Annotated in this window: 28 protein-coding genes and 1 tRNA gene; 20 read left to right on the top strand and 9 right to left on the bottom strand. The window is 61.4% G+C overall.

Annotated elements, in window-relative coordinates:
- Window positions 1–28: 28 nt before the first annotated feature.
- Window positions 29–1,242 (bottom strand): IS3 family transposase gene (locus tag AC6I99_RS22215; protein ID WP_497943976.1). Its coding sequence is split into 2 segments (ribosomal slippage): window positions 29–981 and window positions 981–1,242, totalling 1,215 coding nucleotides; the frame shifts between segments, so codons are not numbered across the junction.
- Window positions 1,243–1,548: 306 nt separating this feature from the next.
- Here AC6I99_RS22215 and AC6I99_RS22210 point away from each other — a divergent pair.
- Together AC6I99_RS22210 and AC6I99_RS22205 are read left to right on the top strand one after the other, a co-directional pair.
- Entirely contained in the window at window positions 1,549–2,316 is a 768-nt protein-coding gene (locus tag AC6I99_RS22210) for a DeoR/GlpR family DNA-binding transcription regulator (protein WP_224165909.1), read from the top strand.
- Window positions 2,313–3,506 (top strand): MFS transporter, encoded by a 1,194-nt coding sequence (locus tag AC6I99_RS22205; RefSeq protein WP_497961887.1) that lies wholly within the window; start codon window positions 2,313–2,315, stop codon window positions 3,504–3,506. Before AC6I99_RS22210 ends, AC6I99_RS22205 begins: the two co-directional genes overlap by 4 nt.
- Here the strand turns inward: AC6I99_RS22205 and AC6I99_RS22200 are convergent.
- On the bottom strand, window positions 3,451–4,155 hold the full coding sequence (locus tag AC6I99_RS22200) for a phosphatase PAP2 family protein (protein ID WP_224165907.1): 705 nt from the start codon (window positions 4,153–4,155) through the stop codon (window positions 3,451–3,453). The two genes, AC6I99_RS22205 and AC6I99_RS22200, sit on opposite strands and share 56 nt — an antisense overlap.
- 91 nt (window positions 4,156–4,246) lie before the next feature.
- On the opposite strand from AC6I99_RS22200, the gene AC6I99_RS22195 reads away from it, so the two are divergent.
- From AC6I99_RS22195 to AC6I99_RS22165, 7 genes are all read left to right on the top strand, one after another.
- Window positions 4,247–5,758, top strand: coding sequence for a bifunctional phosphatase PAP2/diacylglycerol kinase family protein (locus tag AC6I99_RS22195; RefSeq protein ID WP_224167598.1), 1,512 nt, complete (start codon window positions 4,247–4,249; stop codon window positions 5,756–5,758).
- A gap of 157 nt (window positions 5,759–5,915) precedes the next feature.
- Window positions 5,916–6,860 (top strand): ABC transporter ATP-binding protein, encoded by a 945-nt coding sequence (locus AC6I99_RS22190; protein ID WP_224092489.1) that lies wholly within the window; start codon window positions 5,916–5,918, stop codon window positions 6,858–6,860.
- A gap of 2 nt (window positions 6,861–6,862) precedes the next feature.
- A complete protein-coding gene (locus tag AC6I99_RS22185) occupies window positions 6,863–7,714 on the top strand; it encodes an ABC transporter permease (RefSeq protein WP_224092491.1) in 852 nt (283 codons plus the stop codon).
- An 18-nt stretch (window positions 7,715–7,732) separates the two neighbouring features.
- Window positions 7,733–9,016 carry a sensor histidine kinase gene (locus AC6I99_RS22180; protein WP_497961885.1) on the top strand — a complete coding sequence of 428 codons (1,284 nt, stop codon included), beginning with the start codon at window positions 7,733–7,735 and terminating at the stop codon, window positions 9,014–9,016.
- A 56-nt stretch (window positions 9,017–9,072) separates the two neighbouring features.
- The gene (locus AC6I99_RS22175) at window positions 9,073–9,711 is read left to right on the top strand and encodes a response regulator (RefSeq protein ID WP_263422317.1); all 639 of its coding nucleotides are present in this window, start codon (window positions 9,073–9,075) and stop codon (window positions 9,709–9,711) included.
- Between the two features lie 164 nt (window positions 9,712–9,875).
- Window positions 9,876–11,324 carry an amino acid permease gene (locus AC6I99_RS22170; RefSeq protein WP_497961884.1) on the top strand — a complete coding sequence of 483 codons (1,449 nt, stop codon included), beginning with the start codon at window positions 9,876–9,878 and terminating at the stop codon, window positions 11,322–11,324.
- A gap of 149 nt (window positions 11,325–11,473) precedes the next feature.
- A complete protein-coding gene (locus AC6I99_RS22165) occupies window positions 11,474–12,232 on the top strand; it encodes an IclR family transcriptional regulator (protein ID WP_497961883.1) in 759 nt (252 codons plus the stop codon).
- 11 nt (window positions 12,233–12,243) lie between these two features.
- On the opposite strand, the gene AC6I99_RS22160 is transcribed toward AC6I99_RS22165, so the two are convergent.
- The 3 genes from AC6I99_RS22160 to AC6I99_RS22150 all read right to left on the bottom strand — a co-directional run bounded on the left by AC6I99_RS22160 (window position 12,244) and on the right by AC6I99_RS22150 (window position 14,292).
- Window positions 12,244–13,008, bottom strand: a complete 765-nt coding sequence (locus AC6I99_RS22160; RefSeq protein WP_309930471.1) for an IclR family transcriptional regulator — start codon at window positions 13,006–13,008, stop codon at window positions 12,244–12,246.
- A gap of 97 nt (window positions 13,009–13,105) precedes the next feature.
- Window positions 13,106–13,846: a cyclase family protein gene (locus tag AC6I99_RS22155; RefSeq protein WP_497961881.1), complete on the bottom strand. Its 741-nt coding sequence runs from the start codon at window positions 13,844–13,846 to the stop codon at window positions 13,106–13,108.
- The gene (locus tag AC6I99_RS22150; RefSeq protein WP_224165898.1) at window positions 13,846–14,292 is read right to left on the bottom strand and encodes a YqfO family protein; all 447 of its coding nucleotides are present in this window, start codon (window positions 14,290–14,292) and stop codon (window positions 13,846–13,848) included. The genes AC6I99_RS22155 and AC6I99_RS22150 overlap by 1 nt, the downstream gene beginning before the upstream one ends.
- Before the next feature lie 185 nt (window positions 14,293–14,477).
- Here AC6I99_RS22150 and AC6I99_RS22145 point away from each other — a divergent pair, with 185 nt between their 5' ends.
- The 3 genes from AC6I99_RS22145 (at window position 14,478) to AC6I99_RS22135 (ending at window position 18,367) form a co-directional block, all read left to right on the top strand.
- On the top strand, window positions 14,478–15,365 hold the full coding sequence (locus tag AC6I99_RS22145) for an intradiol ring-cleavage dioxygenase (protein ID WP_497961879.1): 888 nt from the start codon (window positions 14,478–14,480) through the stop codon (window positions 15,363–15,365).
- 36 nt (window positions 15,366–15,401) lie between these two features.
- The gene (locus AC6I99_RS22140) at window positions 15,402–16,709 is read left to right on the top strand and encodes a M18 family aminopeptidase (RefSeq protein WP_497961878.1); all 1,308 of its coding nucleotides are present in this window, start codon (window positions 15,402–15,404) and stop codon (window positions 16,707–16,709) included.
- 242 nt (window positions 16,710–16,951) lie between these two features.
- Window positions 16,952–18,367 (top strand): amino acid permease, encoded by a 1,416-nt coding sequence (locus AC6I99_RS22135; protein ID WP_224165895.1) that lies wholly within the window; start codon window positions 16,952–16,954, stop codon window positions 18,365–18,367.
- 60 nt (window positions 18,368–18,427) lie between these two features.
- Here AC6I99_RS22135 and AC6I99_RS22130 read toward each other — a convergent pair whose 3' ends face one another.
- Together AC6I99_RS22130 and AC6I99_RS22125 are read right to left on the bottom strand one after the other, a co-directional pair.
- Window positions 18,428–18,850: a hypothetical protein gene (locus AC6I99_RS22130; RefSeq protein WP_224165894.1), complete on the bottom strand. Its 423-nt coding sequence runs from the start codon at window positions 18,848–18,850 to the stop codon at window positions 18,428–18,430.
- Between the two features lie 66 nt (window positions 18,851–18,916).
- Complete coding sequence (locus tag AC6I99_RS22125) at window positions 18,917–19,576, bottom strand: DUF1345 domain-containing protein (protein ID WP_224165893.1); 660 nt, start codon at window positions 19,574–19,576, stop codon at window positions 18,917–18,919.
- A 135-nt stretch (window positions 19,577–19,711) separates the two neighbouring features.
- On the opposite strand from AC6I99_RS22125, the gene AC6I99_RS22120 reads away from it, so the two are divergent.
- Window positions 19,712–19,794 (top strand) — tRNA-Leu (locus AC6I99_RS22120).
- A 71-nt stretch (window positions 19,795–19,865) separates the two neighbouring features.
- On the opposite strand, the gene AC6I99_RS22115 is transcribed toward AC6I99_RS22120, so the two are convergent.
- Complete coding sequence (locus AC6I99_RS22115) at window positions 19,866–20,204, bottom strand: YnfA family protein (RefSeq protein ID WP_224165892.1); 339 nt, start codon at window positions 20,202–20,204, stop codon at window positions 19,866–19,868.
- Window positions 20,205–20,435: 231 nt separating this feature from the next.
- Between AC6I99_RS22115 and rpsF the strand changes: the two genes are divergently transcribed.
- The 4 genes from rpsF to rplI all read left to right on the top strand — a co-directional run bounded on the left by rpsF (window position 20,436) and on the right by rplI (window position 22,220).
- Entirely contained in the window at window positions 20,436–20,741 is a 306-nt protein-coding gene (rpsF, locus tag AC6I99_RS22110; RefSeq protein ID WP_021473324.1) for a 30S ribosomal protein S6, read from the top strand.
- A gap of 50 nt (window positions 20,742–20,791) precedes the next feature.
- The gene (locus AC6I99_RS22105; RefSeq protein WP_216924481.1) at window positions 20,792–21,382 is read left to right on the top strand and encodes a single-stranded DNA-binding protein; all 591 of its coding nucleotides are present in this window, start codon (window positions 20,792–20,794) and stop codon (window positions 21,380–21,382) included.
- Window positions 21,383–21,509: 127 nt separating this feature from the next.
- A complete protein-coding gene (gene rpsR / locus AC6I99_RS22100) occupies window positions 21,510–21,749 on the top strand; it encodes a 30S ribosomal protein S18 (protein WP_003800144.1) in 240 nt (79 codons plus the stop codon).
- A gap of 18 nt (window positions 21,750–21,767) precedes the next feature.
- Window positions 21,768–22,220, top strand: coding sequence for a 50S ribosomal protein L9 (rplI, locus tag AC6I99_RS22095; protein WP_223935139.1), 453 nt, complete (start codon window positions 21,768–21,770; stop codon window positions 22,218–22,220).
- 58 nt (window positions 22,221–22,278) lie between these two features.
- On the opposite strand, the gene AC6I99_RS22090 is transcribed toward rplI, so the two are convergent.
- Window positions 22,279–22,707, bottom strand: a complete 429-nt coding sequence (locus AC6I99_RS22090) for a DUF1801 domain-containing protein (RefSeq protein ID WP_497961875.1) — start codon at window positions 22,705–22,707, stop codon at window positions 22,279–22,281.
- A 55-nt stretch (window positions 22,708–22,762) separates the two neighbouring features.
- Here AC6I99_RS22090 and AC6I99_RS22085 point away from each other — a divergent pair, with 55 nt between their 5' ends.
- From AC6I99_RS22085 to AC6I99_RS22075, 3 genes are all read left to right on the top strand, one after another.
- Window positions 22,763–23,614: a PhzF family phenazine biosynthesis protein gene (locus AC6I99_RS22085; RefSeq protein WP_497961874.1), complete on the top strand. Its 852-nt coding sequence runs from the start codon at window positions 22,763–22,765 to the stop codon at window positions 23,612–23,614.
- A gap of 113 nt (window positions 23,615–23,727) precedes the next feature.
- A complete protein-coding gene (locus tag AC6I99_RS22080; RefSeq protein WP_497961872.1) occupies window positions 23,728–24,519 on the top strand; it encodes an IclR family transcriptional regulator in 792 nt (263 codons plus the stop codon).
- Between the two features lie 57 nt (window positions 24,520–24,576).
- Window positions 24,577–25,476 (top strand): diacylglycerol/lipid kinase family protein, encoded by a 900-nt coding sequence (locus AC6I99_RS22075; protein ID WP_224165890.1) that lies wholly within the window; start codon window positions 24,577–24,579, stop codon window positions 25,474–25,476.
- Window positions 25,477–25,921 lie beyond the last annotated feature (445 nt).

The following is a 25,921-nucleotide window of genomic DNA, read 5'->3' as shown; positions in this document are numbered from 1 at the left end:
TTTGTGAGACAGTTCTCGTTGTTGTTGGTTAGGCGGCCAGGGGTCCCTGAACGGTGGTTTGGTAAGCGGTGTGGGCTGTTACGGGTGGTGCGCCGCCGGCCCGGCGGTTGGGTCGGCGGCGGTTGTACCAGCCCTCGATGTAGTCCATCACGGCGGTCCGGGCGGCGAGCCTGGAACCGAAGCGGTGGTGGTGGTAGAACTCGGTTTTGAGGTGGGAGAAGAAGTTCTCGGCGACCGCGTTGTCCCAGCACACCCCTACCTTGCCCATGGACTGAGTGACCGCGTTGGTGCCGCACCATTGCTGGAATTCGTCAGAGGTGTACTGGGCGCCGCGGTCGGAGTGGAAGACCACAGAATCCTCGGCGAAGCGGCCGTGGTTCCGGGCCATCTGCAGGGCCGCGGTGCACAGGCTCGCACGCATGTGTCCGGCCATGGACCAGCCAATGACCATGCCGGAGAACAGATCGATGACGGTGGCCAGGTAGAGCCAGCCTTCGCCGGTGCGCAGGTAGGTGATATCGCCGACCAGACGGGTCCCGGGCACGGTGGAGGTGAAGTCGCGTTTGCCGTCGGTGTCGAGCATGTGGTTCTCGATGTGGGCGGTCTTGGCCTGCGGGTCCTGGACCGTGGTCTGTTTCCAGGCCCGAGTTCGGATGGCACGCAGACCGGTCTCGCGCATGATGGCTCCGACGGTTGGGGCGGAGACCTTGGTCCCGGCCGCGTTCAGCAACAAGGCCAACTGGTCCCGTCCGGCACGGCCTTCCTCCTTCGTATAGAGGTCGGTGACCGCGGTGACCAGATCCTCATGCCGCACGGCACGTGGTGAGGGCCCGGCGGGGTTGCGCCACCGATAGAACGAGGCCCGGGAAACCTTCAATGCCCGGCACAGCCACACCACTGAATGGTTGGCCTTCTCCGCTTCGATGAACTCGTAGAAATCCTCTACTTTTGCTTCGCGGCAAAGAAGGCGCTGACTTTTCCCAGGAACTCGACCTCGGCCTTCAACCTGGCGTTCTCGGCCAAGGCCTTTTGGTGTTCTTCCCAGGCAACCGGGCCCCTGTCCTCGGACGGGACAGGGGCATTTGGTTGACGTTCCCGATGTCGGTGAAGCCAGTTCCCCAGCGTGCTTTCCTTCACCCCGATCTCCTCGGCGACCTGCTTCACCGAACGGTTCGTGGACAGCACCAGCCGCACTGCTTCCTCACGGAAAGCGGCATCATATTTTCTTCTGGGCGTGGTCATCTGAAACGAATCTCCCATCAAGCTGTCTCAGAAAACCATACGGCCGCAATCGTGGTTTAAGGGGGTGGGATGTGAGAGAGCATCGTGGTTTTAAGGGGGTGGGATGTGAGAGAGCATCGTGGGTTTAAGGGTGGGATGTGAGAGAGCATCGTGGTTTTAAGGGGGTGGGATGTGAGAGAGCATCGTGGGTTTAAGGGTGGGATGTGAGAGAGCATCGTGGTTTAAGGGGTGGGATGTGAGAGAGCATCGGTGATCAAATGATCACATTTTATGATTAAGTGAGCGTCGGCCTGATACCGTTGAACTATGGGAACTCCTGACCGCCATCGGCTCATTGGCGAGCTGCTGCGCAAACGCGAAGAAGTATCAGTGGACGAGCTGGTAGCAGCCACTGGAGCCTCGGGCGCGACGATCCGCCGGGACCTGGAAATTCTTGCGGCCAACGGAGTACTGAAGCGGGTGCACGGCGGCGCCCGTAGTTTGGTAGCGCGGGGTGACAACCCGGGCTATGGGCAGCGCGAACTGGAAGACCACGAGGCGAAGCTCAAGATCGCAGCAGCTGTTGACGCTCTGCTGAAGGACCGCGAGCACGTGTGGTTGGACAGCGGATCCACCGCCACGGAAATTGCTCGGCGGCTGAGCCAGCGTGAACTCACGGTGATGCCGATGTCCTTGCACGGCGTCGAGGCACTGACCCACGCCAAGGAGGGCCGCCGGCCGCAGCTCATTCTCCCCGGCGGAAGCCTCATTCCGGGCGAACAGTCTTTTCGCGGACCCATGACCGAGGCGAACATACGCTCGTTGCGATTCGACACCGCGGTGGTCACGCCGTGCGCCCTCAACCTCAAGGACGGACTGCTGGCCCATGACCTTGACGACGCCGCGGTGAAGCGCGCCGGCCTTGAATCGGCGTCGCGGGTCATCGTTGCCTCCTCCGGCAGTAAGTGGAATGCCAGCGCGGTCGCCCTGGTTGCCGCGATAGAGGCCGTGGACGTCATCGTGACAGACCTGAAGCCATCCTCCGAAGATCTTGCCCGGCTCGACAAACTCTCTGTGGAAGTTGTGATTGCATGACCACCAGCACCAGAAGCACCACCAACGTCAACGCCGCGGCGGTGGCGACGTTCCTGATCTTCGCCATGAACGGCCTGGTGTTTGCAAGCTGGGCGGCACGCATCCCCGCCGTCACCGAAGCCCTCAGCCTAACGTCCGGCCAGATGGGCACCCTGCTGCTCTGCACCGCCGTCGGGTCCTTGATGGCTTTGCCGTCCGCAGGTTGGGTGGTGGGCCGAATCGGTACAGCCGGCACGGTTCGCCTCGCCGGCATCGTGGCGGGTGCCGCAGGTGCTGCGATTGCCATCTCCCTTATGGCTGCATCGGTTCCGGCCACGGCCATCGCCCTCTTCTTCTTCGGCATTGGCATTGGGCTGTGGGACGTAGCCCAGAACATCGAGGGTGCCGACGTCGAACACCGGCTCAAGCGGACCATCATGCCGCAGTTTCACGCAGCGTTCAGCGGCGGGGCGTTTGTGGGCGCTTTGATCGGTGCGGGGCTCTCGCACCTTGGTGTTGGCCTCCCTGAGCACCTGCTTGTGATCGCCGGACTTGCTGTCCTCCTCGCACTAACCGTGCCGCGCTACTTCCTGCCGCACGAAGCGTCAGTGGCTGAAACGCTCGACGACGGTGCGCCGGCTCCCAAGGGACCCACGGCTTGGCGGGACGGCCGGACGCTGCTCATCGGTGTGGTGGTTTTGGGTGCGACCCTTACGGAAGGGGCCGGCAATGACTGGATTGCCAAGGCGGCCGTTGATGGACTCGGTACCTCCGAAGCGACCGGCGCCCTGCTCTTTGCGCTCTTCGTTGCTGCCATGACCGGGATGCGGTTCCTCGGCGGCAAGGTCATCGACAGGTTCGGCCGCGTGGCTGTACTCCGTGCCAGTATGGCAGCGGCCGCGCTGGGCTTGGCGTTGTTCGTCTTCGCCGGCAACGTGGTGCTGGCCGGCCTTGGTGCGGCACTTTGGGGCGTTGGTGCGGCGTTGGCCTTCCCCATGGGCATGTCCGCTGCGGCCGACGATCCCAAGCACGCAGCGGCACGCGTTTCCGTGGTCTCAACCATTGGCTACGTGGCTTTCTTGGCCGGCCCGCCGCTTCTGGGTTACCTCGGTGACCAAACCGGAATCCACATGGCACTGCTGGCGATCGGATTGCCTATTCTTGTTGCCCTGCTTCTTGCTGGCGTTGCACGGCCCTTGCGCGCCAAATAGCCGCCCGGCCAGCGGTTTCATTCTCCTGAATGCATATGTTGCAGAACGGCCACCACAACAGCAGGACGACACCGGCTGCTAGGCACGCACCGCCGAGGACATCACTTAACCAGTGAGCGGACAGGTAGGTTCGGCTGACCATCATCGCGAGTATGCCAAGAACTGCCACCACTTTCGCCCACTGCCGGCCGATGAGCAACGCCATCACGACGAGGAAGGCGGTGGTCGCGGAAACATGCCCCGAAGGGTATGAGCCTGTATCAGAGAGGACCCTGGCGCCTTGAGGCCGATCACGCCCAACAAGTGCCTTGGCCAGTTGAGTGAGGCCCAGGGCAGCAAGGCCGGCGAGTGCACAGAAGGCAGCAGCCCTGGGACGTCGCCAGAGGAGTAGCGCGGCCGCCAAAACACCATGCAGCACCAGCATGCCCACATACCCGCCCCAGTTGAGCGCCACGTTTACCGCGTCCCAGAACGGGGCGTGCAGGGTGAAGGAATAGGCCTGCCATGTTGTATCAATTCTATTGAAGGCGGGCTCCCCTTGACCGGCCACAATCATGCCTCCCGGTACCGCGAACGCGCACAGCAAAAGCAGGGCAGGCGTGACAATCTGCCAGCTGGGCCGCTGGCGTGGACGCAGGACGCGAATCATTCACTCATCGTGGTCACGGCCGTTGGGCAAGGTTGCTGGAGTTCTGGAATGCCGCCGGGTCCTGCCGCCGGGCTCGCGCTACTGTGGTGGAATGCGAGGTTTCCTGGGCAAAGGCCCCAAGCACGTGGCAAGGTTCGATCATTTCCTTGTCAGGGCGGTTTCGCGCCAGCCGCAAGGCGAACATGATGATCTCTTCCGGCGGCTCTCAGCAGCGGCCACCAAGGGAAAGCTCTGGTTTGGCATCGCGGGAATCATGGCCACGGTTCCAGGAAAACCGCGCAGGGCAGCCCTGCATGGACTGCTTGCCTTGGGCGTGGCCTCCGGGGTCACTAACCTCATCTTCAAAACGGCGCTCCCCCGGCGGCGGCCCTTGCCGGAACACCTGCCCGTTTTCAGGTTCGTACACCCGCAGCCGGTCAGTTCCTCCATGCCATCCGGACACTCAGCTTCGGCCGTGGCTTTTGTCGTGGGAGCAGGGATGGTTTCGCCCGTCCTGGGCGCCGTACTTGCGCCCATCGCCGCGGGCGTTGCGTATTCCCGTGTGCACACAGGTGCGCACTGGCCGTCAGACGTCGTGTTTGGTTCTGCACTTGGCGCGGGTGCTGCCCTGCTGACACGCACGTGGTGGCCAGCCAAGCCCGCCGAACCCAAACCCCGCCGGACGCCGGCAGGGGCCCCGGGAATTTCCGACGGCGAGGGGCTGAGCATCGCTGTTAATGTCCTGGGCGGTTCCTACTCCCCCGAAACCGGCGAACTGCTACAGGAGGTATTCCCCAAAGCGCATATTCATGAAATCGCTGAGGGCGAGGATGTCGCCGCTGAGATTGAAGCAGCCGCAGCCCGGCCAGGCACCGTAGCGCTTGGCGTGTGGGGTGGTGACGGGACGGTTGGCACCGCGGCCGCTATCGCCGTCGAGCATTCCCTGCCTCTTCTGGTATTGCCGGGTGGCACGCTCAACCACTTTGCCCGTGACCTCGGGACCAATTCCATTGACGCCGCAATCAAGGCAGTCACAGAGGGGCAGGCCGCGCTTGTGGATTTCGGGCATGTTGCCGTCCATCGAGGTTTGCCTGACAACCCTGAGTCCAGTGAGATCGCCATGCTGAATACGGCCAGCGTGGGTGTTTATCCGAACCTCGTTCGACGCCGGGAGCGACTGCAGCCTGCCATGGGTAAACCCCTGGCCAGTTTGGTGGCATCGCTGCGGACTTTCGGAGTGAACTCGCCCACGACGCTCACCGTTAACGGCGTGAAGCACAAGCTGTGGATTCTGTACCTGGGACGTGGGCGTTACTACCCCAGCGACCATGCCCCACTTCGACGCCCTGTGCTGGACGACGGCGTCTTCGATCTCCGCATGATCACTGCGGATGAACCATTTGCCCGTGCCCGGCTCCTTTGGGCCGTCATGACAGGCACCGTTGCTGCTTCCAAAGTCACGCATCTGACCGAGGCAACTACCGTCACCATTGAGGCGATCGGAGAACCGTTGGTCCTGGCCGTAGATGGTGAGCCCAAGCCCGGGGTGCGCAGTGCCGTGTTCACCGTCAAGAGCCACGAGCTACGCGTGTATTGTCCGCTGCCGGTTGACCCAGCTTCGTAGCGTCATCCGGCTTCGTAGCGTCATCCGGGAGGACTACCCTGACTGGACCCTGAATCATCCCTGAGACAGGCGATTTCCGCACCCTCTGTGACTAGCGTTGTCAGTACAGTCAACAACTCATCCGCACGTACACGTGCTCCGAGGAGGGAACGCTTCCATGATCGAAGCAACAGGCCTGACGAAGGTCTACGGCGAGAAGACCGCCGTCGGCGGTGTCAGTTTCACCGTCCAAGCCGGACGGGTAACGGGTTTCCTGGGCCCGAACGGTGCCGGCAAGTCAACCACGATGCGCATGATCATGGGACTGGACACTCCCACCGCGGGTTCCGTGACCGTGAACGGTGAACCGTTCGCCAAGCACGTTGCGCCGCTGCGTGAAATCGGTGCGCTGCTGGATGCCAAGGCAGTCCATACCAGCCGCACGGCGTACAACCACCTGCTCGCCATGGCCGCGACGCACAGCATCCCCAAGAGCCGGGTTCGGGAGGTCATCGAGATGACCGGGCTGGGAGAAGTCGCCAAGAAGAAGGTGAAAGGTTTCTCGCTCGGCATGGGCCAGCGCCTGGGCATTGCGGCAGCGCTGCTGGGTGATCCGCAGACCATCATCCTGGACGAGCCCGTCAACGGCCTGGATCCGGAAGGCGTGGTCTGGGTTCGCAACCTGGTCAAGTACCTCGCTTCCGAGGGCCGCACCGTGTTCCTGTCCAGCCACCTCATGAGTGAAATGGCATTGACTGCAGACCATCTGATCGTGATTGGCCGCGGCAAAATCATTGCGGATGCACCCATCGCAGAGATCATCACCGGCAAGGGCCACGCCCGCACACGAGTCCGCACGGATCAGCCGGAGCAGCTCATGCAACTGCTCGCAGGCACGGGTGTATCCGTGGAAGTCCACGAGCGTGAGCTGCTGGAAGTTTCGGGCCTGGATCCTCGCGGAATCGCCCGCACGGCCCTGGAGAACCAGATCATGGTCTACGAGCTGACCCCGCTCCAGGCAAGCCTCGAAGAGGCATACATGGAGTTGACCAAGGACGAGGTGGAATACCACTCGCACATCACCGCCGGGACCTCTGTTCCCGTTCAGGCCGGAGGGAAATAGACATGAGCACCACTACTTTGGACCGCAAGTCCATGCGTAACTCCGTTGGGCCGGGACCGGCCTTCCACCGCGTACTGAACTCCGAGTTCATCAAGTTCCGCACGTTGTTGTCCACGCTGATTCTCCTGGCGTCCACGGCGTTGGTCATGGTTGGCTTCGCAGCACTCTCGGCTTGGGGTACGGGACAGTTCGCCGAGCAAGCTGCGAGGGATCCCGAAGCCGCCGCAGCCATTGCTGCGCAGGGCGGCGACATCGCAGTCAGCATCCCCACCTCCGGCATCGCATTCGCCCAGTTGATCCTCGGTTCATTGGGCGTCCTGCTCATGAGCTCGGAATTCACCACGGGAATGGCGCGCTCCACTTTCGCTGCGGTCCCGAAGCGGCTCTCGCCGTTCCTGGCCAAGCTGATAGTCGTGATGGTCAGTGCATTCCTGTTGACGGCTGTGTCCACCTTCATAGCCGGCCTCGTGTCACTCCCCATCGTGGATAACTACGATCTCAAGCTGGACCTCAGCAGCTCGCAATCGGTCAAGCTCTTGCTCGTCAACAGCATTTACGTGGCAGCCGTGGCAGCGATTGGCATGGCACTGGGAACCATCGTCCGCAACTCGGCAGGAGGCATCATGAGCCTCGTGGGCCTGTTCTTTGTGGCCCCGATTGCATTCCAGCTCATTCCCGGCGATTTCTTCGTGGAAGCCCGCAAGTATCTTCCGGGCAACACCATCAACCCGATGACCGCCGTCGAGCATGTTCCTGACACCCTGGAAGTCTGGCAGGCCGCCCTGGTTCTCGGCGCCTGGGTTGTGGTGCCTGTGGCCTTGGCCATGGTCCTGTTGAAAAAGCGGGATGTCTAGGCCGTTTAGGCTCAATCCATGACTGAAGCTTCCCAAGTGAAGGACGCGCCGGCTGTAACAGCTGACGCGTCCTTCGCTGAAATTGCCCAGCGCCGCAGGGGCCGGATCCGTCGCTATTTTTTCGAACGTCCCCGTGCCATGGATGCGGTGGTTGTCCTTTGCTACATCCTTTTGGCCTTGCCCACCATCATTACTTCGATCATCGAGGGCAAGTGGCTCGTCGTCGGGCTCTTGCTGCTGATCGCGACGGTCCTGACATTCCGGCGGCGCTACCCGCTTCAGGTGGTTGCCGCCGTCGTGGTTCTGGAAGTCCTGGCCACTGTGCTGAATCCGTGGGGCTCGAACGTGTCCGCGGGGTTGTGGTTTGCCCTCTACGCGGTCGCCACAACCCGGAAGCGGCCAATTTCGCTGGTGGTGTTTGGCGCTGCGAGCCTGCCGCTCAGCCTGTTGTACCTTTTCATGTGGACAAGTCCCAGCAGTATGAACACCCTGCAGGACGTCCCCGAGAACTTCCACCTCATCAACAACATCGCCACCGCCGTGACCATCATGTTGTCCAACCTGCTGGCTACGGGCATTGGTATCTCGGTCCGCCAGAGGCGGGAGCATGAGGCCGAGATCGCCGCATGGGCGGCGCGGACAACGCAGCTGGGCAAGGTCACCGAGCGCAACAGGATTGCGCGGGAAATGCACGACGTCGTTGCTCACTCCCTGACGGTAATGATCAGTTTGTCGGACGGTGCGGCAGTGGTGGTCAAGAAGGACCCCGACCGCGCCGGCGACGTCCTGGGTGAGCTGTCCCGAACGGGCAGGGCAGCGCTTGCGGACATGCGGCGGGTGCTCGGAGTCCTGCGCGACGATTCCGGCCGCCCGGCGCCACTGACTCCGCTCGAGTCCGGGCTTAACCTCGCCAAGCTGCTGGATGGTTTCCGTACGGCCGGCCTGCCGCTGCACTACGCGCACACTGGCCCCGCGCTTCCGGCCGATCCTGCTTTCGAGCTCACCGTGTACCGGATTGTGCAGGAATCGCTGACCAATGTCCTCCGCTACGGACGCTCGCTCAGCCGCGTGGACGTGCAGGTAGCCCGCGACGGCGATCTGGTCACCATCGACGTGCACGACGACGGCCGTGGAACCCGGGAGGGTGGCGAGTCGATGGACAGCCTGGGAACACGGCAAGGCATTGCCGGAATGCGTGAACGGGCTGGAATCTATGCTGGAATCGTTACTGCCGGTCCGGGTAAAAGGGGAGGCTGGGCGGTCCACGCCGAGCTGCACTGGAACGGCGAAAAGGGGGAATAGTGGTAGATCAGGGCGTCATCAAGATCCTGCTGGTGGATGACCAGCCACTGCTGCGGATGGGCTTTCGACTCATTCTTGAAGGTGAAGTGAACTTCCATGTGGTGGGCGAGGCATCAGACGGGAACGAGGCCGTCCGGAAGGTTGAGGAGCTGCAGCCGGATGTGGTGCTCATGGACGTCCGAATGCCCACCATGGATGGCATAGAAGCGACGCGCCGCATTTCGGACGCCGGTTCCGATGCCCGGGTCATCATCCTCACCACCTTTGACCTGGATGAATACGCCTTTTCGGGACTGCAGGCGGGTGCTTCTGCATTTCTGCTTAAGGATGTGGCCCCGGTTGAACTCGTGCATGCTGTGCGGCTTGTGGCCAGCGGCGACGCCGTTGTGGCCCCCCGCGTAACGCAGAGGTTGTTGGAGACGTACGTACGCGGCGGCAGCGTGCCCGGCCAGTCGCCCAGCCCACACCGCGATCCGTTATTGGACGATCTCACACCACGCGAGACCGAGATCCTCACGACCATCGCTGAGGGGCTTTCCAATGCGGAGATAGCCCATAAGTTCTTCCTGTCCGAGGCAACTGTTAAGACCCATGTCCGCCGCATCCTCAGCAAGCTGCAACTGAGGGACCGGGTGCAAGTGGTTGTGTACGCGTACGAGACCGGACTTGTTGTGCCGAGCAACCCGGACTACTAATGCGTTAGGCACTTGGCGTGCAACATATGCATTAACAAATGTTTTTAATGACCACATGCGGCGAAAATGTGTTACCTTCGTCACTACAGACGCCCTCTTTGGCACCTTAAGTCCGGATGTCCTCAGGCGTACCGTTCGCATCTGTCATTAACCGGAGACACCACATGGAACCTTCAGCACCCCTGCAACTGGACCATCTACCTGATGCTCCCGCCTCGTCCACCGCTCCTGCCGAAACCGGCCTCCGCCGAACGATGGGTCCGCGGCACCTCATCATGATCGCGATGGGAGGTGTTATCGGATCGGGCCTGTTCCTCAGTTCGGGCTACACGATTTCCCAGGCAGGCCCGCTCGGTGCTGTCATTGCCTACCTCGTGGGGGCATTCGTGGTCTATCTGGTGATGGCCTGCCTTGGAGAACTCGCGATCGCCTACCCGGTATCGGGCGCCTTCCACATTTACGCCGCACGATCCATTGGTCCGGCCACGGGCTTCACCACGGCCTGGCTCTATTGGCTTTGCTGGGCGGTCGCGATCGGCTCCGAATTCACGGCGTCAGGACTGCTCATGCAGCGGTGGTTCCCTGGCGTCGAAGTCTGGGTGTGGTGCGTTGTGTTCGCAGCAGTCCTCTTCGGATTCAATGCCATCTCCTCCCGGTTCTTCGGAGAATCTGAATTCTGGTTCTCCATCGTCAAAGTGGGGGCGATCATTGCCTTGATCGTCCTTGGCGGAGCCGCACTTTTTGGATTCCAGCCCCTCGCGGACTCCGGTAACCATCCGTTCCTCTTTGAGAACTTCAACACCTCAGGCGGACTCTTTCCCAACGGCTTCTCCGGAGTACTGGTTACTGCCCTGGCGGTCTTCTATGCCTTCTCCGGGTCTGAACTCATCGGGGTTGCTGCCGGAGAAACCACCGATCCTGCGCGGAACATCCCCAAGGCCATGCGTAGCACTGTCGTCCGCCTCCTGATCTTCTTCGTCGGTGCCATTGCCGTCATCGCAGCAACTGTTCCTTTCGATCAGGTGGGACTGGATGAGAGCCCGTTCGTCACAGTGTTCTCCTCTGTGGGTATCCCCTACGCGGCCGACATCATGAACTTCGTCATCATCACGGCACTGTTGTCCGCCGGAAACAGTGGCCTGTTCTCCTGTGCACGCATGCTGTACTCGTTGTCTGATGAAGGGCACGCACCAAAGGCCCTGAAGCGACTGACGCGGCGCGGTATCCCCCTCGTTGCCCTTTCTGTAAGCATGCTTGGCGGGCTGGCATCGCTGATCAGCAGCGTGGTTGCACCGGAAACGGTGTACCTGGCCCTTGTTTCCGTGGCCGGATTCGCTGTGGTGGGCGTATGGATGTCAATCACGGCATCGCACTTCTTCCATCGCCGGGCCTTCGTCCGAAAGGGTGGGCAGGTGGCCGACCTTGCTTACAAGGCCCCGTTCTTCCCGCTGGTTCCGATCCTTGCATTCACTCTTTGCCTGATCTCACTGGTAGGTATCGCGTTCGATCCAAATCAGGTTGCTGCTCTCTACTTCGGTATTCCGTTCGTAGCCGCCTGCTACATCTACTTCCACTTCAGGCACGGGCGGCGTGCAGTTAAACAGGTCGCCTGATCAACCCAGCACAGGGCGCTGCATGGCCGGACTTCAGGGAGAGTCCGGCCGTGCAGCCTTTTCATCGTCCTGCCCATGAGGTCCTGATTCCTGCCGCTGACACGGGCGTGTGAGAATGGCGTGAGCGCTTGGCGGAAGGAGCGGGATTCTTGGAGGTGTCACCGGAGGCGTCGTCGTTGGCGCAGGGGCTTCGTCTCGTTCGGTTGGTTACTGACCGCGAAAAGCAGGGCCGTCAGCTACTTGGCGTATCCCAACTCGCGGCCGAGCTGGACATGGAGCAGAGCAGGGTTTCGCGCCTGGCCCAGGAACTGTGCGATTTGGGGCTGCTCGAGCGGCTGGAGCGCGGGCCTTTCCGTGCGGGACCTCGGTTCTTCAGCCTGGCCGCCTCCCTCAATGTTGGCTGGGTCCATGATTCGCGTGCGGAGCTGGAGGAGTTGGTCTCGTCCCTGGGACTTAGGTCCCGGCTGTCAGTGCGGGATGGTGTCAGGGTTCTGCTGCTGCGTTCCTCCACCAACAATTCAGTCCTGGGCGGGTTCGCAAAGCCGGGAATGGTCACGCCCGTGTGGTGTACGGGTTCCGGGCGGGCGTTGCTGTGGGACCACTCCCGGAACGAGCTGGAAGCCCTGCTTAAGGACGTCAACTTCATCGGCGTCGGCGGGCCTGCTGCAGCACATTCCCAAGGGGAAGTCGACGCCCTCATGGAGCGCGACAGGCCCAGGGGTTTTGTGTTGGCGGCTGAGGAGTTCGAATACGGTGTATGGGAACTGGCCGTACCTGTCCGGGATCCTTCAGGCGGCATCGTTGCTGCCCTCAGTGTCCTGGGTACCCGTTCCGATATTGAGGGGGCCGCATCGGAGCTTGCCCCGCTGCTGCATTCGGCAGCGCACCGGCTCGGTTCCGGGACTTAAGCTCTGGGCGGCTATTGAAGCCGTCCGCCAACCATCGACTCAAGCCACTCCCGCCAAGCATGGAGGGCGACTGCGTAAGTTTCGCGGTGGGGCTCAATTCGAGACTTCGGGCCCACTATCTGTAGGGCTGCAGCAACCTCTCCCTTGAAGTCGCGTATGGGGGCGGCCAGTGAGTAAAGTCCCGGCTCAGCTTCTTCGTCCACGATTGAGTAGCCGCGCACGCGAGCTTCCTTGAGCCGCGCCAGGAAGTCCTCCACAGAGGAAGGCGTATTGGGTCCATGCTTCACGAACTCAACAGATTCGAAGATCTTGCGGACTTCTTCGTCCGGGGCGTCCCACAGAAGTGCTTGGCCGGCGTCACTGCAATAGGCAGGATACGGACGTCCAAGCCACGATCCCACGAGGTTGGCGCTGGCTGGCACCTGTTCACCGATGGTGACGGTACTGTTGCCGCTGAGCACGCCAAGGAAGCACGCCTCGTTGGTTTCAGAAGCGAGACCCTCGAGCGCGGTCAGCCCGTCCGTCTTCAGCCGTTGTTCAGCGACCAATTGGGCGTCCGTGAGGATAGTCCAACCCAAGCTGTACTTCCGCTGATCCCTGCGGGCCAGGAATCCCTCCTGCAAGGCACCCTTGAGGCTTCGCGATACTTGGCTGCGGTCCTTGTCCAGGTCGGCCGCGACGTCGGCGACCGTCCCGCCGTCGTATCCTTGCGCGTGACGGGCACCGACCGCAAGGATGGCCATCATGCCCCGGCCCATGCTTGAGGTCTTTGACATGGATTGATTCTAGCTTTTGGGCGGAAGGTTCTTCGGGACCGGCACCGGGGACCAGCCCCGGGGGACGGCCCCGACGGTGGGCCCGAACGGGCGGGTTCTAGTGGATGGCGAAAACCCTGGCCGGAAATCCACTGCCTTCCAAGGGCTTGGCCCATGTTGCCACCAGGACGCCGCCGGCCTCGGGCACGTTGTCCAGATTGGCAAGAAGTTCAATCTGCCACTTGTCCCGGGCCAGGACATAAGTTTCCAAGCTGAAGTCCTGCTGGGAGGTGGCGACCCCGGGATCAGTGTCCGTTTGTTCGTGGCCCACGGCAGCCACGGCACGGGTCTGGATCAGGAATTCCAGAACCTCCTGTGACCAGCCGGGAGTGCGGCTGATGCCGGCTTGGTCCTTGTTTGCCATTGCTTGGGCATCAGGCCAGCGATGGCTCCAACCAGTCCTGAGCGCCACAAATGAACCTGCGGGAATCTTCCCGTTCCGCTCCTCCCAGGACTGGACGTCGGCGAGTGTTGGAGTGGCATCTTCATCGAGGCGAACACGGTCACTGATATCCAGGACAACCAAGGGCAAGAGCATTTGTTCCACGGGTATCTGGTCCAGTGTTCGGCCGCCCCGCACAAAGTGCGACGGCGGATCCACATGGGTTCCCCATTGGCCGACGATCGAGTACTGGTGGGCAGTAAAGCCGTCCCCCTTTTCCATGTCAAAGAGGGCTTCGCGGGACTCATCCGGAAAGGCAGCGAAGCGCGGCTGACCAGGATGGAACGCATGCGTCAGATCGGTGTACTTCCTGCCTTCGAGCAGGGGCGCGAGTTGCTGCCATAACTGGGAACCCATCAGGCCACCCGGCTTTCAATGGCAGGAGCGTGGGCACTGCTGGAGACACTCAGCGGCCCGGAGACTTCAATGACGGGAACTTCCCACGGGTGGATATCCACGATCCGCTGGACGAGTTCATGAACGGCCTGGTCCGGGAGCGAGTCGTCGAAGTATGTGGTGAAGACAAAAGTCGGCGAGATGGTCCTCTGCCCAACGCTTCCCAGCGTGGGATTGGCGCCTTCCGCGACGGTAAAGCCCTCGAACCCCGCCGAGGACTCGAAGACGTGGTGGTAATTGCCAAAGCCTCCCAGCTCCGGCGTTGCGGTGAGTGCTTGCAGCAGGGAAGCGATGCCGGCGTCGGATTCCAGGGCGCCCAGATCGCCACTGGCCAGTTGCGTCATCGTGTCCAGCGGGATGGGCCAGTGGATGCGCAGCTTTCGCACGGCTTTCAATTCAATGTTCATGGGGGCGATGCCTTCCGTGGGTGTGCTTACTGGGAGCAATCGTGGCACAAGGTGACGAGCATTACAAGCATATAAAAATGTTTATATTGCACATAAGGCCCTTGGAGGCTGATAGTCGCCGCTTTCACAGCTCCACCACGGGTTTGGCATGTACAAGTCACAGCGCCCGTGGGTTTGATGGACGCATGACGTCTCCGCAGCCTCATCCAGACCACGATCGCGGCCTCGAATTCGATCTCTCCACGCTCCTGAGCCGTCGGCGAACGCTCGGCATCCTGTTCGGCGCCGGGACGGCAGCAGCCCTGGCTGCCTGTACGCCGGGTTCCGGAGGTGGCGGCGCATCGCCGTCGTCGTCTTCCAGCGCTGCCGCTACCGCAACACAAAGCACGACGGCGGCCGTATCACCTTCCGCTACCAGTACCGTGACGCGCGCACTCGCCGAATGCGGAGTCGAGATCCCTGAGGAAACCCTCGGCCCCTATCCCGGCGACGGTTCCAACGGGCCGAATGTGCTCGAGACATCGGGAGTAGTTCGAAAGGACATCACTTCAAGCTTCGGCAGCTCCACCACCAAGGCCGCAGGCGTCCCGCTGACTTTCACCCTCACCCTGCTGGACAACGCCAACGGTTGCTCACCGCTGGCAGGTGCGGCGGTCTATGCCTGGCACTGCGACCGGAACGGCAAGTATTCCCTTTACGATTCAGGGCTGAAGAACGAGAACTATTTGCGCGGCGTCCAGGAGGCCGACAGCAACGGCCAAGTCACTTTCACTACCATCTACCCCGGTGCCTACAGTGGGCGATGGCCTCATATTCACTTTGAGGTATTTGAATCCATGAGCAACACTTCCGCGGCGGGGCAGGTGTTGGCGGTTTCCCAGATCGCCCTGGCTGAGGCCGCGTGCAAGGACGTGTACGGCTCGCCGGGATACGAGTCGAGTGCCCGAAACTTCGCAAGAAGCACCCTGGAAGGGGACAACGTCTTTGGTGACGATGGAGGCATATATCAGCTGGCCACCATGTCCGGTTCGGTCCAGGGAGGCTACACAGCCGCGCTGAACGTCACGGTTTGATGCGAAGCGGTCAACAAGCGCAGCTAGACTCGGGGCATGCCTTCGAATGCCCCCGCAGCAGCTGACCACATCCAGGACCTCGGCGCGTATGTTTCGGCTTCGCCGTCCAGCTTCCATGCAGTGCACGAGGCCGGCAGGCGGCTTGATGACGCCGGCTTCACCGCGCTGGATGAACTGCAGTCCTGGGAAGGTGGCGCGGGTAAGTTCTATGTCATCCGCGACGGCGCCCTGATCGCGTGGGTCACTCCCGAAAGTGCCGGTCCCACCACGGGCTTCAATATCCTGGGTGCCCACACGGACTCCCCCTCCTTCAAGCTGAAGCCGAAGCCCACCACCGGGAAGTTCGGTTGGCTGCAGGCCGGCGTCGAGGTGTACGGAGGGCCGCTCCTTAACTCCTGGCTGGACCGTGAGCTGCAACTGGCCGGCCGTCTGGTGTTACGCGACGGCACGCAGCACCTGACCGCAACCGGCCCGCTCCTGCGCTTCCCGCAACTCGCCATCCACTTGGACCGTGCGGTTAATGACAACGGCCTGCTTCTGTCCAAGCAGCAGCACATGAATCCGGTCTTCGGGCTCGGTGATCCGGCCAACGAAGATCTTTTGGGCCTGCTTGCCGGGCGCGTCGAGGGCGCCACTGTTGATCCAGTAGATATCGGAGGTTACGACGTCGTCGTGGCGGACACGCAGGCACCTGCGGTTTTCGGCGCCAACGGTGAGTTCTTCGCCTCCGGCCGTTTGGACAACCTTTCCTCCACACACGCTGGCCTGGTGGCATTGATCGAACACGCGAAAGCCGGGCCGAAAGACGGCCCCATCGCTGTCCTCGCGGCGTTTGACCATGAAGAGATCGGTTCCAACTCGCGCTCCGGTGCCTGCGGGCCCATCCTTGAGGACATTTTGACCCGAATCTCTGACGGTCTTGGCGCCTCGGTGAGCCAACGGCGGCAGTCCTTGGCGGCGTCGTTCTGTGTTTCCGCGGACGCCGGCCACGCCGTCCACCCGAACTACGCCGAGAGGCACGATCCCGTCAACCGTCCGCTACTCAACGGTGGGCCGCTGTTGAAGATCAACGCAAACCAGCGTTATGCCACCGATGCCACGGGGGCTGCGCTTTGGGCGCGGTTGTGCGGGGAAGCAAATGTGCCGTACCAGGAATATGTATCCAACAACGACCTTCCTTGTGGCTCCACCATTGGTCCCCTGACTGCGACGCGGCTGGGGATAAGGACAGTGGATGTCGGCATCCCCCTGCTGTCCATGCACTCGGCTCGGGAATTGTGTGGTGTGGAGGACCCGTTCCGGCTGTCCTCCGTGGCGGAGCGGTTCTTCCGCACTGAGGTCTGATTTCCCGGGCGCGGCTAACAAAGCCTCAAAGAGTCATTTCAAGGGAGTTTCTAAAGTTTCCTATATGAAACTTTAGATGCTTATAGTCATACTTTTTGTGCATATTTCCTTTTTTGGGATCGCCAAAATGTACATCCGCACAGGATTTTGCCCTGCGCGGATGGCTACTGTGGGAAAGCCATGTGGCCCGCTGCACATCAACTCGGGCCCCTCTCCAAAGACACTAAGGACGGCGCCGACCCATGCACGCTGACCAACAACTTTCAAAGTCCCTGAAGCCACGACACCTCTCCATGATCGCCATCGCCGGCGTAATTGGTGCTGGGCTGTTTGTGGGTTCCGGCGCCGCTATCCAACAGGCTGGCCCGGGTATCCTCGTCGCCTACTTGGCTGCGGGCCTGGTGGTTATCCTCGTCATGCGAATGCTCGGCGAAATGGCTGCCGCCAACCCGGAAACCGGCTCCTTCTCCACATATGCGGATAAGGCCCTGGGCCGCTGGGCCGGGTTCAGCATTGGCTGGCTCTACGCCTGGTTCTGGATCATCGTGCTCGGCATCGAGGCCACCGCCGGCGCTGCCATCATGCATCGCTGGGTGCCGGGCGTCGACCAGTGGGTTTGGGCACTGGTGCTCATGGTGCTCCTGACATTGACGAACCTTGGCTCCGTGAAGTCGTACGGCGAGTTCGAATTCTGGTTCGCGTCCATCAAGGTGGCCGCAATCGTCATCTTCCTGCTCGCAGGCATTGCCGCCATCCTTGGCTTGATCCCTGGCGTTTCCGCGCCGGGCGTCGCCAACCTCCTGGACCAGGGAGGCTTCATGCCCAACGGTCCGGGTGCGGTCCTTGCCGGCATCCTCGTGGTGGTCTTCTCGTTCTTTGGTGCCGAGATTGCGACGATCGCCGCGGGTGAATCCGAAAACCCCGTAGACGCAGTCAAGAAGGCTGTGAAGTCCACCGTATGGCGCATCTTGATTTTCTACATCGGCTCCATTGCCATAGTGGTCACACTCCTGCCGTGGAACAGCGCTTCGGTCGCCAAGAGCCCGTATGTTGCCGTGATCGAGCTCTACGGAATCCCGGGTGCCGGCACCATCATGGACATCGTGGTCCTCACCTCGGTGCTCTCCTGCCTGAACTCGGGCCTGTACACGGCAAGCCGGATGCTCTTCTCGCTCTCGCAGCGTGGCGACGCCCCCAGGTCCTGGACGAAGATTTCCAAGCGCGGCGTGCCTGCGGCAGCAGTACTTGCCTCCACCGTGGTTGGGTTCATCACTGTCGGCCTGAACTACGTCGCTCCGGACACCGTGTTCCTGTTCCTAGTCAACACCTCCGGCGCCATCGCCTTGTTCGTGTGGCTGGTCATCGCCAGTTCGCAGCTCATCCTCCGCCGACGCATGGGCGCCGCCGCCAAGGATCTGGACCTCAAGATGTGGTTCTTCCCGTACCTCACATGGATCGCGATTGGAAGCATCGTCGCGCTCATCATCGGCATGGTGATACTTGAATCCACGCGGGAATCGCTCTTCCTCTCGTTGGCCCTTGCCGCGGTCGTCGTCGTCATTGGCGTGTTCCGATACCGCAAGGGCGGCACCCCTTCCGCCCCGGTGGATGACGGGGAAGCCGAGCGCGTCACGCTAGGTTCCGGACCGGCGTCGTAAGCGTCCTTTTCGTCCGGGGCAGCCGCCGTCAGCGTTCGACGGCGGCTGCCCCGTTCGTGTTTAAGGCACCTCAACGGGGAGGTACTGGATGGGTCCGGGGCATTGTGCGCCGGTGGTATCCGGAACACCCGGTATGGCAGGGATGTCGAAGACTGCGTCCCGCTGGCGTTTGCCTGTCTCCTTGACCACAACGCGGACCTTGGCCACCACGGCAGGCGGGGAGGCTGTTCGCCCGGCAGGTAGATACGGAGGCTCCTGAGGGACGAGCCAGCGGCCATCCGTCTGCTGTTGGACGGGCCGCGGTGTGCAGCCGTCTCCGAAACATGCTTGGACGCGGCTCGGCGTCGAGCCTATCTTCAGCTCGATGGGAGTGTCGTTTCCCATGGCAGGGCACACGCGCGACTTGTCCACCGCGAACCACACAACTACGCCGATCGCGGCCACCAAAATGATCGCCGCAACCCAAATCAGCCGGGGCTTCATGGCAAGTAGCCTACGCCTGGGCGCGCCCGGGAACCGGGCATTTCGGGCGCCGGGAACTTCTGTGGGCTACTGGGCCAAGCCGATGACCAGGTTGATGGTGACGGCCAGGATGACCGTGCCAAACAGGTAGGACAGAAGGCTGTGCTTCAGGGCCTCGAGCCGGATCCGGTGGTTGCCCAGATTGGTGTCTGAGACCTGGTACGTCATGCCAAGGCTGGTGGCGAGGTACGCGAAATCGGTGTACTGCGGCGGGCGATCCTGGTTGAAGCTGATGCCGCCCATTTCACCACCGGCATCGGCTTCAGGGCTGTAGTACAGCTCGGCATAACGCAGGGTGAAGAGGGTTTGGACAAGCATCCAGGACAGGGCTACGCACGCAAGGGAGAGCGCAGCCGAATAAAAGCGGGTGTCCGTACCTTCAGTGTGCGAGTTGACGATCACTGCGGCAGCGGCGGCGATACTGGCCAGGTTTGCGATGAGGATCAGTACATCGGTAACCCCGCGGGAAGGGTCCTCGGAGGTTGCGTGTTGCTGGGTTTCAGAGGGGTCCATCCGCGCTATCACCAGCCACACCCAGGCAACATAGATCAGCGCTGCCGTGGCCCAGCCGACCGCCGGGGCGTCGACCCAGCTGCCTGCGAGGCCCGTGACCACGAAGGCCGCGGCACCGGCAGCCACCATGACAACGAAACGCACCCGGCTGCGCCTCACTCTTAGTGCATCCATGCCCCCACCCTAGCCCGGGTTCCCCGTTCAATCCGGCGTATCGGGATGCAGGAATCCACGAAATGGGCATCCTCGTGTTAGTGTCTTTGTCGCTGTTACGGAGAAAAGCGAAACACTGTTTCTCCGAATCACCCTGCGCGGGTGGCGGAATGGCAGACGCGCTAGCTTGAGGTGCTAGTCCTCGAAAGGGGGTGGGGGTTCAAGTCCCCCTCCGCGCACAGGAAACCCCTGGAAGATCGCTGATCTTCCAGGGGTTTTGTCGTTTCCCGGCTTTGATTGGAGGCTCCGGTCAAGAGCCGGGCCGCGGCGCGAACATGATGATCCCGACGCCCACAATGCAGAGCACTGCGCCAACCACGTCCCAGCGGTCCGGCCGGAAACCATCGACGAGCATTCCCCATGCGAGGGAACCGACAATGAAGACCCCTCCGTACGCGGCGAGGACGCGGCCGAAGTGGGCGTCGGGTTGGAACGCCGCGACAAAGCCGTAGATGCCCAACACCACCACCCCGAGACCGGCCCACCACCAGGCCTTTCCCTCACGGACCGACTGCCAGATGAGCCAGGCGCCACCTATCTCTGCGACGGCGGCAAGAATGAAGAGGATGGTGGACTTCAGGACGGTCATGCTCCCAGTATTCACGGTCGCTGGACTCAGTTATCCACATACGTCGATTGGCAGGTTCCGGTCGTGGATTCCACCGAATAGCTTTGAGTGCAGGAGATGCACTAAGATATTGAAGTCTGTGTTGCGCCCTCCTTCCGAGTCTTCGGCGGGGGAGCGAGCCACAGCATCGCAAATGAACCTCCTGTTACGGAAATACCGTAACCGCTTAGCCCAAAGGAGGTGGGTTCACATATGCGTCCTTACGAATTGATGGTAATCATCGACCCCGAGGTCGAAGAGCGTACCGTAGAGCCGTCGCTTCAGAAGTTCCTCAATGTCATCACCACCGATGGTGGAACCATCGAAAAGGTTGACATCTGGGGCCGTCGCCGTCTGGCATACGACATCAAGAAGAAGTCCGAAGGTATCTACGCAGTGGTGAACTTCACCGCTGAGCCGGCTACCGCCAAGGAACTTGACCGCCAGCTGTCTCTTAACGAGACGATCATGCGCACCAAGATCATCCGCCCCGAAGACCAGAAGGTCGTTGCTGAGTAATCAGCCCCTTCCAGATCTTTACACCGCAGGAACGAACAAGGAGGCAGTAGATGGCAGGCGAAACGACTATTACGGTCATCGGTAATCTCACCAATGACCCGGAGCTGCGGTTCACCCCGTCTGGCTCAGCAGTAGCGAACTTCACCATCGCTTCTACTCCCCGGACCTTTGACCGTCAGTCGAATGAGTGGAAGGACGGGGAAACCCTGTTCCTCCGCGCTTCCGTCTGGCGCGAAGCTGCCGAGAACGTGGCCGAGTCCCTCACCAAGGGCATGCGCGTCATTGTTTCCGGCCGTTTGAAGAGCCGTTCCTACGAAACCAAGGAAGGCGAGAAGCGCACCGTTATCGAGCTTGAGGTCGATGAAATCGGCCCGAGCCTGCGTTACGCAAACGCCAAAGTCAACCGTACCCAGCGCTCCGGTGGCCAGTTCGGCGCCGGAAACGGTGGCCAGGGTGGCTTCGGTGGCGGTAACGCCGGTGGCTTTGGAGGAGGCGCTGCAGCTGGTGCAAGCCAGGGCGGCAACTCCGGTGGAAACTGGGGCGGCAACCAGCCCGCACAGCAGGATGACCCCTGGGCTACGCCCGGTGTCAGCAATGCAGGCGGCTGGGGCAACGGCCCGGATTCCGAACCTCCCTTCTAAACACCAAGAAAAAGTCCGACGCCGGAACCCGCCGGGATTGCCGCAAGGCACCCGGGCGACTACCGCCGTCGAACACCACCATCCCGTGGATCAATATCCACGGGCTCCATAGAAAAGGAGCTCCACGATGGCTAAGGCTGAACTCCGTAAGCCCAAACCAAAGTCCAACCCCTTGAAGGCCGCTGACATCACTGTCATCGACTACAAGGACGTAGCACTGCTGCGCAAGTTCATCTCCGACCGCGGAAAGATCCGCGCTCGTCGCGTTACTGGCGTTACCGTTCAGGAACAGCGCAAGATCGCCCAGGCAATCAAGAACGCCCGCGAAGTTGCTCTGCTGCCTTACTCCGGCGCTGGCCGCGGCTAAGGGAAGGGATTAACTAACATGGCAAAGCTCATTCTGACCCACGAAGTAACCGGTCTCGGTGCTGCTGGCGACGTTGTCGAGGTCAAGGACGGTTACGCACGTAACTTCCTGCTGCCCCGCGGCTTCGCTCTGACCTGGACCAAGGGTGGCGAGAAGCAGGTTGAGTCCATCAAGGCTGCCCGCGCTGCTCGTGCCCACGCTTCTGTTGAAGCTGCACAGGCACAGGCTCAGGCTCTGTCCTCCAAGAAGGTCAAGCTCGAGGTGAAGGCCGGCGAGTCCGGTCGTCTCTTCGGCACTGTCAAGCCTGCTGATGTCGCTGCTGCTGTTGAGGCCGCTGGCCTTGGCGCCATCGACAAGCGCAACGTTGAACTGCCGAACCACATCAAGTCTGTCGGTTCGTACCAGGCCAACGTTCGCCTGCACGAGGATGTTTCCGCTGTTATCGACCTCGAGGTCGTAGCAGGGAAGTAGTCTCTGACTGCTAAGAAGGACCCCCGTCACCGGTTTCCGGTGGTGGGGGTCCTTTTGCTTACGCGGTCGGTGTGTGGAGCTCCGACATGACGTGTTGGTAGCCCGTCCTGATCATTTCTGCGAGGACCTCACGGTCCACGTCGTCCAGCCGGTTGATGTACAAACATGCAGCTCCGGTCTTGTGCTTCCCCAACTCAGGAAGCAGTCGATCGGCGTCGGGACCGTACGTGAGGCCATAAAGTGCCAGGTTTGCCTTGCGCGGTGAGAATCCGACGGCGGCGGAGTCACCTTCGCGTCCACTCTCGTATTTGTAGTGGTAGCTGCCGAATCCGACGATCGTCGGCCCCCACATGACGCCTTCCTTTCCAGTGATCTCCTGCATCATCCGCCGCAGCTCCAACCCGTCGGCGCGCCGGCCGGGGTGCTCCACCGCGGACAGGAATTCATCCACGGACATGCCCGTGGGCTGGGTCTTGTTCTCTGCCATGGTCGTAGTTTCGCAGACACGCGGTTGGCCGGCCACCCAGTGATAGCCTGCAGCGGTGACTTCAGAATCCTTGCGTATCCGCCCCTTCCACCAGGTCGACGTCTTCTCGGCCCAGCCGTATCGCGGTAATCCCCTCGCAGTTGTGGTTGATGCAGAGGGACTGAGCAGCGAGACAATGCAGCACTTCGCCAACTGGACCAACCTCTCGGAAACCACCTTCCTTCTTCCTCCCACGGATCCGCGTGCCGATTACCGTGTGCGCATCTTTACTGGCAGCGAGGAGTTCCCGTTCGCCGGGCACCCAACCCTCGGTTCCGCCCACACCTGGCTGCAGGCCGGTGGAGAGCCCAAGACGGATGGCGTGCTGGTGCAGGAATGCGGCGCAGGTTTGGTTCGAGTGAAGCACGACGCCGGAAGGCTGGCTTTCGCTGCACCACCACTGACCCGCTTCGAAGCAGTGGACGCTGCCGTTCGTTCCCAGCTGGCAGCCGGTCTGAGGCTTTCGGAGGACGCCTTGCTGGACGCATCATGGCTGGTAAGTGGCCCGGAGTGGGTTGGTGTCCTGCTTGAGTCTGCAGAACAGGTCCTGGCGATCGAACCGGATCTCGTGGCGATGGGTGACCTCAAGGTCGGGGTGATCGGCCCACACGAGCCTGGGTCCGACGTCGACTTTGAAGTGCGCACGTTCATTCCGGGCGACGCCATGGTGGAAGATCCCGTGACCGGAAGTTTCAACGCCGGTGCAGCGCAGTGGCTGATCGGCACGGGGCGGGCACCTGATGAATACGTGGCGGCGCAGGGCACTGCCTTGGGCAGGGCGGGGCGCATCCATGTGAAGGCTGAGGACGGTGACATCTGGATCGGAGGGGCATCGGCTACGTGCATCCAGGGCACCGTGCTGCTCTAGCCCCCCAAGTAGGTAGCAGCTGATGCCCTTATGAACGCTCAAAACGGCATCACCTGCTACCTAACTGGGGGATGGATTGGCGTCCCCCCGGGCGAGCGTTTAGCGTGAGACTTATGTCAGCATCCGATGCTTCCGCGAAGGCCAACGGCAACCCTTTGCTTGTCCTTGGCAAGATCACGTCCATCCTGGACGCCTTCTCCCTGTCGAAGCCGGTGCTGCAGCTGAGCGACATTCGTGAGCACACGGGGATGCCGACGTCCACGGTGCAGCGTCTCGTCACCAACCTGACGTCCCAAGGATTCCTGGACCGGGAAGGCGACGCGTACCGCATTGGCATGCGGATGGCGTATTGGGCAGCTCCGGCCACCCGTGGCATGGAGGTGGTGGACATTCTAAGCCCGCTGCTCAAGACGTTGCGCGATACTACCGGTGAGACTGCGTGCTTCTTCAAAGCAGAACAGCACTACCGCGTTTGCGTCGCCATGGCAGATACCCGTCACGCGCTCCGGCGCGAGATGCACCTTGGCAAGATCATCCCGCTTCATGCGGGTTCGGCGGGAAGGGTCCTGCTTGCTTGGTCTCCTGAACTGATGGAGGCTGTCCTTCAGGACCCGTTGGAGCCGATCACGGACTACACCATCACCAGTGCCGAGGAATTGGAGACAGCAGTCAAGAAGACGCGGGCGGATGGCTTTGCCATTACCGTGGGGGAGCGGGAAGACGGCGCCTCCGGGCTATCGGCGCCTGTGTTCGATTCAGCTGCTGCCCTGGTGGGCGCAGTCACCATCAGCGGCCCCACGCTGCGGATGCCGCTGGAGACGTGCCAGGCGTGGGTGGAACCTTTGCTCGCAACAGCAGAACACATGACCAGACTCATCGGCGGGCGGTTCCCGGGGGAGTCGTAAGGGCTATTAAGAGCTAATGGGTAGTAACCAAACGGGCGTACACGCAAGGAGCACATTATGCATTCTGCACGGAATTTTGAATCGATCGCCATTATCTTCAATCCCAACAGCACAGGTGATGCACCCGAACTGGCTGAGCAATTACAGGTCAAGCTGAAGGACATGCTCTCCTACGCCCCAGAGATTACCCTGCAGCCTACTGAACACGCTGGACATGCCGTTGAGCTGGCCAGGACGGCGGCGGCAAAGGGAGGCGACGTCCTGGTTGTCTCCGTGAGTGGTGACGGTGGCTATAACGAGGTTGTCAACGGAGTAATGCAGGCTGGGAACCCGCAAGCCGTGTGTGCGGTCATGGCTGCGGGCAACGCCAACGATCACCGACGGATCACGGGAACCAAGCCACTGGAAGAAGCTATTGCTGAGGGCCACGTCCGGAAGATTGACCTCTTGAGCATTCACACAGGCCAAAAAGAAGGCCAGCCTTTGGAATATGCGCATTCCTATATCGGATTTGGTCTCACACCTGTTGTGGCCACCGAGCTCGAAAAGGGCAGCAAGGGAGCCCTGACTGAAATGGTCTCCGTCATTAAGACGTTTTCAAAATTCGAGCCATTCGCCATCCGCACATCCGATGGCAAACGCAGGAAATTCGACAGCCTGGTTTTCGCCAACATCCCCGAAATGGCCAAGTACGCCACGCTCAGCGAGGCTGAAGACCACCCCTCTGACGGAAAATTCGAAGTCATCGTCTTCCCACACATGCCCAAATGGCGTGTGCTGCTGACGGCCCTCCGCGCAACCACCCAGGGCCTGGGCGATCAGCCGAGCGTGAGCAGCTACGAATTCACTACGCTCAAACCCTTGCCGTACCAGATGGACGGTGAAGTGAAGACGGTGGAAGCCAATGTGAAAGTCAGGGTGGAATGCGCTCCGGCCGCTCTGGCTACGGTGGGCTAAGGCCAGCTTCACTGGGCTGCAAGATCGGCTACATGGATTCGGCGGTCTACTCGTTCATAGTGAGTCTCTGGAACGTGTTCTGCTCGTCCGGTTCATAGGCAAGAATCGCCGTTCAATGCGTATGAAATTCTACGTGTTGCCATCGATCAAATCTCAACGCTGCGGCACTAACGGTCAAGCTGGCCCGACATGCCATTCGAGCGCATAGGCCGCACTCCCAGCGCGGCCTATGTCTGCCAGTTCTTGAGGGAAACTCCGGCTCGATGATGCCGCAAAAAAATTCTCCTCGATCCTGGGTAATGAGAACTGCGTCACGTTTCCGTGTGCGCGCACACCTAGTAGGTGTCGGCACGTCAGTGTTGGCCTGGTGACGCGGGCGGAGTGAGGCAGTGACGGCCGTATTCTATTGTGCGAAAACGTATATAGGGAATTTAGGTAGTAAGGC

It is taken from the genome of Arthrobacter sp. TmtSoilC77, from assembly GCF_059739415.1.
Note: the sequence above shows the minus strand (reverse complement) of the source record. Positions and strands in the feature narration are given on the sequence as shown.

Coding starts and splice junctions, on each gene's coding strand:
- AC6I99_RS22200 (WP_224165907.1), bottom strand. CDS start 4,155: ATGATTCGCGTCCTGCGTCCACGCCAGCGGCCCAGCTGGCAGATTGTC.
- AC6I99_RS22195 (WP_224167598.1), top strand. CDS start 4,247: ATGCGAGGTTTCCTGGGCAAAGGCCCCAAGCACGTGGCAAGGTTCGAT.
- AC6I99_RS22115 (WP_224165892.1), bottom strand. CDS start 20,204: ATGACCGTCCTGAAGTCCACCATCCTCTTCATTCTTGCCGCCGTCGCA.
- AC6I99_RS22125 (WP_224165893.1), bottom strand. CDS start 19,576: ATGGATGCACTAAGAGTGAGGCGCAGCCGGGTGCGTTTCGTTGTCATG.
- rplI (WP_223935139.1), top strand. CDS start 21,768: ATGGCAAAGCTCATTCTGACCCACGAAGTAACCGGTCTCGGTGCTGCT.
- AC6I99_RS22145 (WP_497961879.1), top strand. CDS start 14,478: ATGACGTCTCCGCAGCCTCATCCAGACCACGATCGCGGCCTCGAATTC.
- AC6I99_RS22190 (WP_224092489.1), top strand. CDS start 5,916: ATGATCGAAGCAACAGGCCTGACGAAGGTCTACGGCGAGAAGACCGCC.
- AC6I99_RS22175 (WP_263422317.1), top strand. CDS start 9,073: ATGGGCTTTCGACTCATTCTTGAAGGTGAAGTGAACTTCCATGTGGTG.
- AC6I99_RS22080 (WP_497961872.1), top strand. CDS start 23,728: ATGTCAGCATCCGATGCTTCCGCGAAGGCCAACGGCAACCCTTTGCTT.
- AC6I99_RS22155 (WP_497961881.1), bottom strand. CDS start 13,846: ATGGGTTCCCAGTTATGGCAGCAACTCGCGCCCCTGCTCGAAGGCAGG.
- AC6I99_RS22090 (WP_497961875.1), bottom strand. CDS start 22,707: ATGGCAGAGAACAAGACCCAGCCCACGGGCATGTCCGTGGATGAATTC.
- AC6I99_RS22205 (WP_497961887.1), top strand. CDS start 2,313: ATGACCACCAGCACCAGAAGCACCACCAACGTCAACGCCGCGGCGGTG.
- AC6I99_RS22170 (WP_497961884.1), top strand. CDS start 9,876: ATGGAACCTTCAGCACCCCTGCAACTGGACCATCTACCTGATGCTCCC.
- AC6I99_RS22160 (WP_309930471.1), bottom strand. CDS start 13,008: ATGTCAAAGACCTCAAGCATGGGCCGGGGCATGATGGCCATCCTTGCG.
- AC6I99_RS22185 (WP_224092491.1), top strand. CDS start 6,863: ATGAGCACCACTACTTTGGACCGCAAGTCCATGCGTAACTCCGTTGGG.
- AC6I99_RS22075 (WP_224165890.1), top strand. CDS start 24,577: ATGCATTCTGCACGGAATTTTGAATCGATCGCCATTATCTTCAATCCC.
- AC6I99_RS22150 (WP_224165898.1), bottom strand. CDS start 14,292: ATGAACATTGAATTGAAAGCCGTGCGAAAGCTGCGCATCCACTGGCCC.
- AC6I99_RS22130 (WP_224165894.1), bottom strand. CDS start 18,850: ATGAAGCCCCGGCTGATTTGGGTTGCGGCGATCATTTTGGTGGCCGCG.
- AC6I99_RS22140 (WP_497961878.1), top strand. CDS start 15,402: ATGCCTTCGAATGCCCCCGCAGCAGCTGACCACATCCAGGACCTCGGC.
- AC6I99_RS22180 (WP_497961885.1), top strand. CDS start 7,733: ATGACTGAAGCTTCCCAAGTGAAGGACGCGCCGGCTGTAACAGCTGAC.
- AC6I99_RS22105 (WP_216924481.1), top strand. CDS start 20,792: ATGGCAGGCGAAACGACTATTACGGTCATCGGTAATCTCACCAATGAC.
- rpsR (WP_003800144.1), top strand. CDS start 21,510: ATGGCTAAGGCTGAACTCCGTAAGCCCAAACCAAAGTCCAACCCCTTG.
- AC6I99_RS22135 (WP_224165895.1), top strand. CDS start 16,952: ATGCACGCTGACCAACAACTTTCAAAGTCCCTGAAGCCACGACACCTC.
- rpsF (WP_021473324.1), top strand. CDS start 20,436: ATGCGTCCTTACGAATTGATGGTAATCATCGACCCCGAGGTCGAAGAG.
- AC6I99_RS22210 (WP_224165909.1), top strand. CDS start 1,549: ATGGGAACTCCTGACCGCCATCGGCTCATTGGCGAGCTGCTGCGCAAA.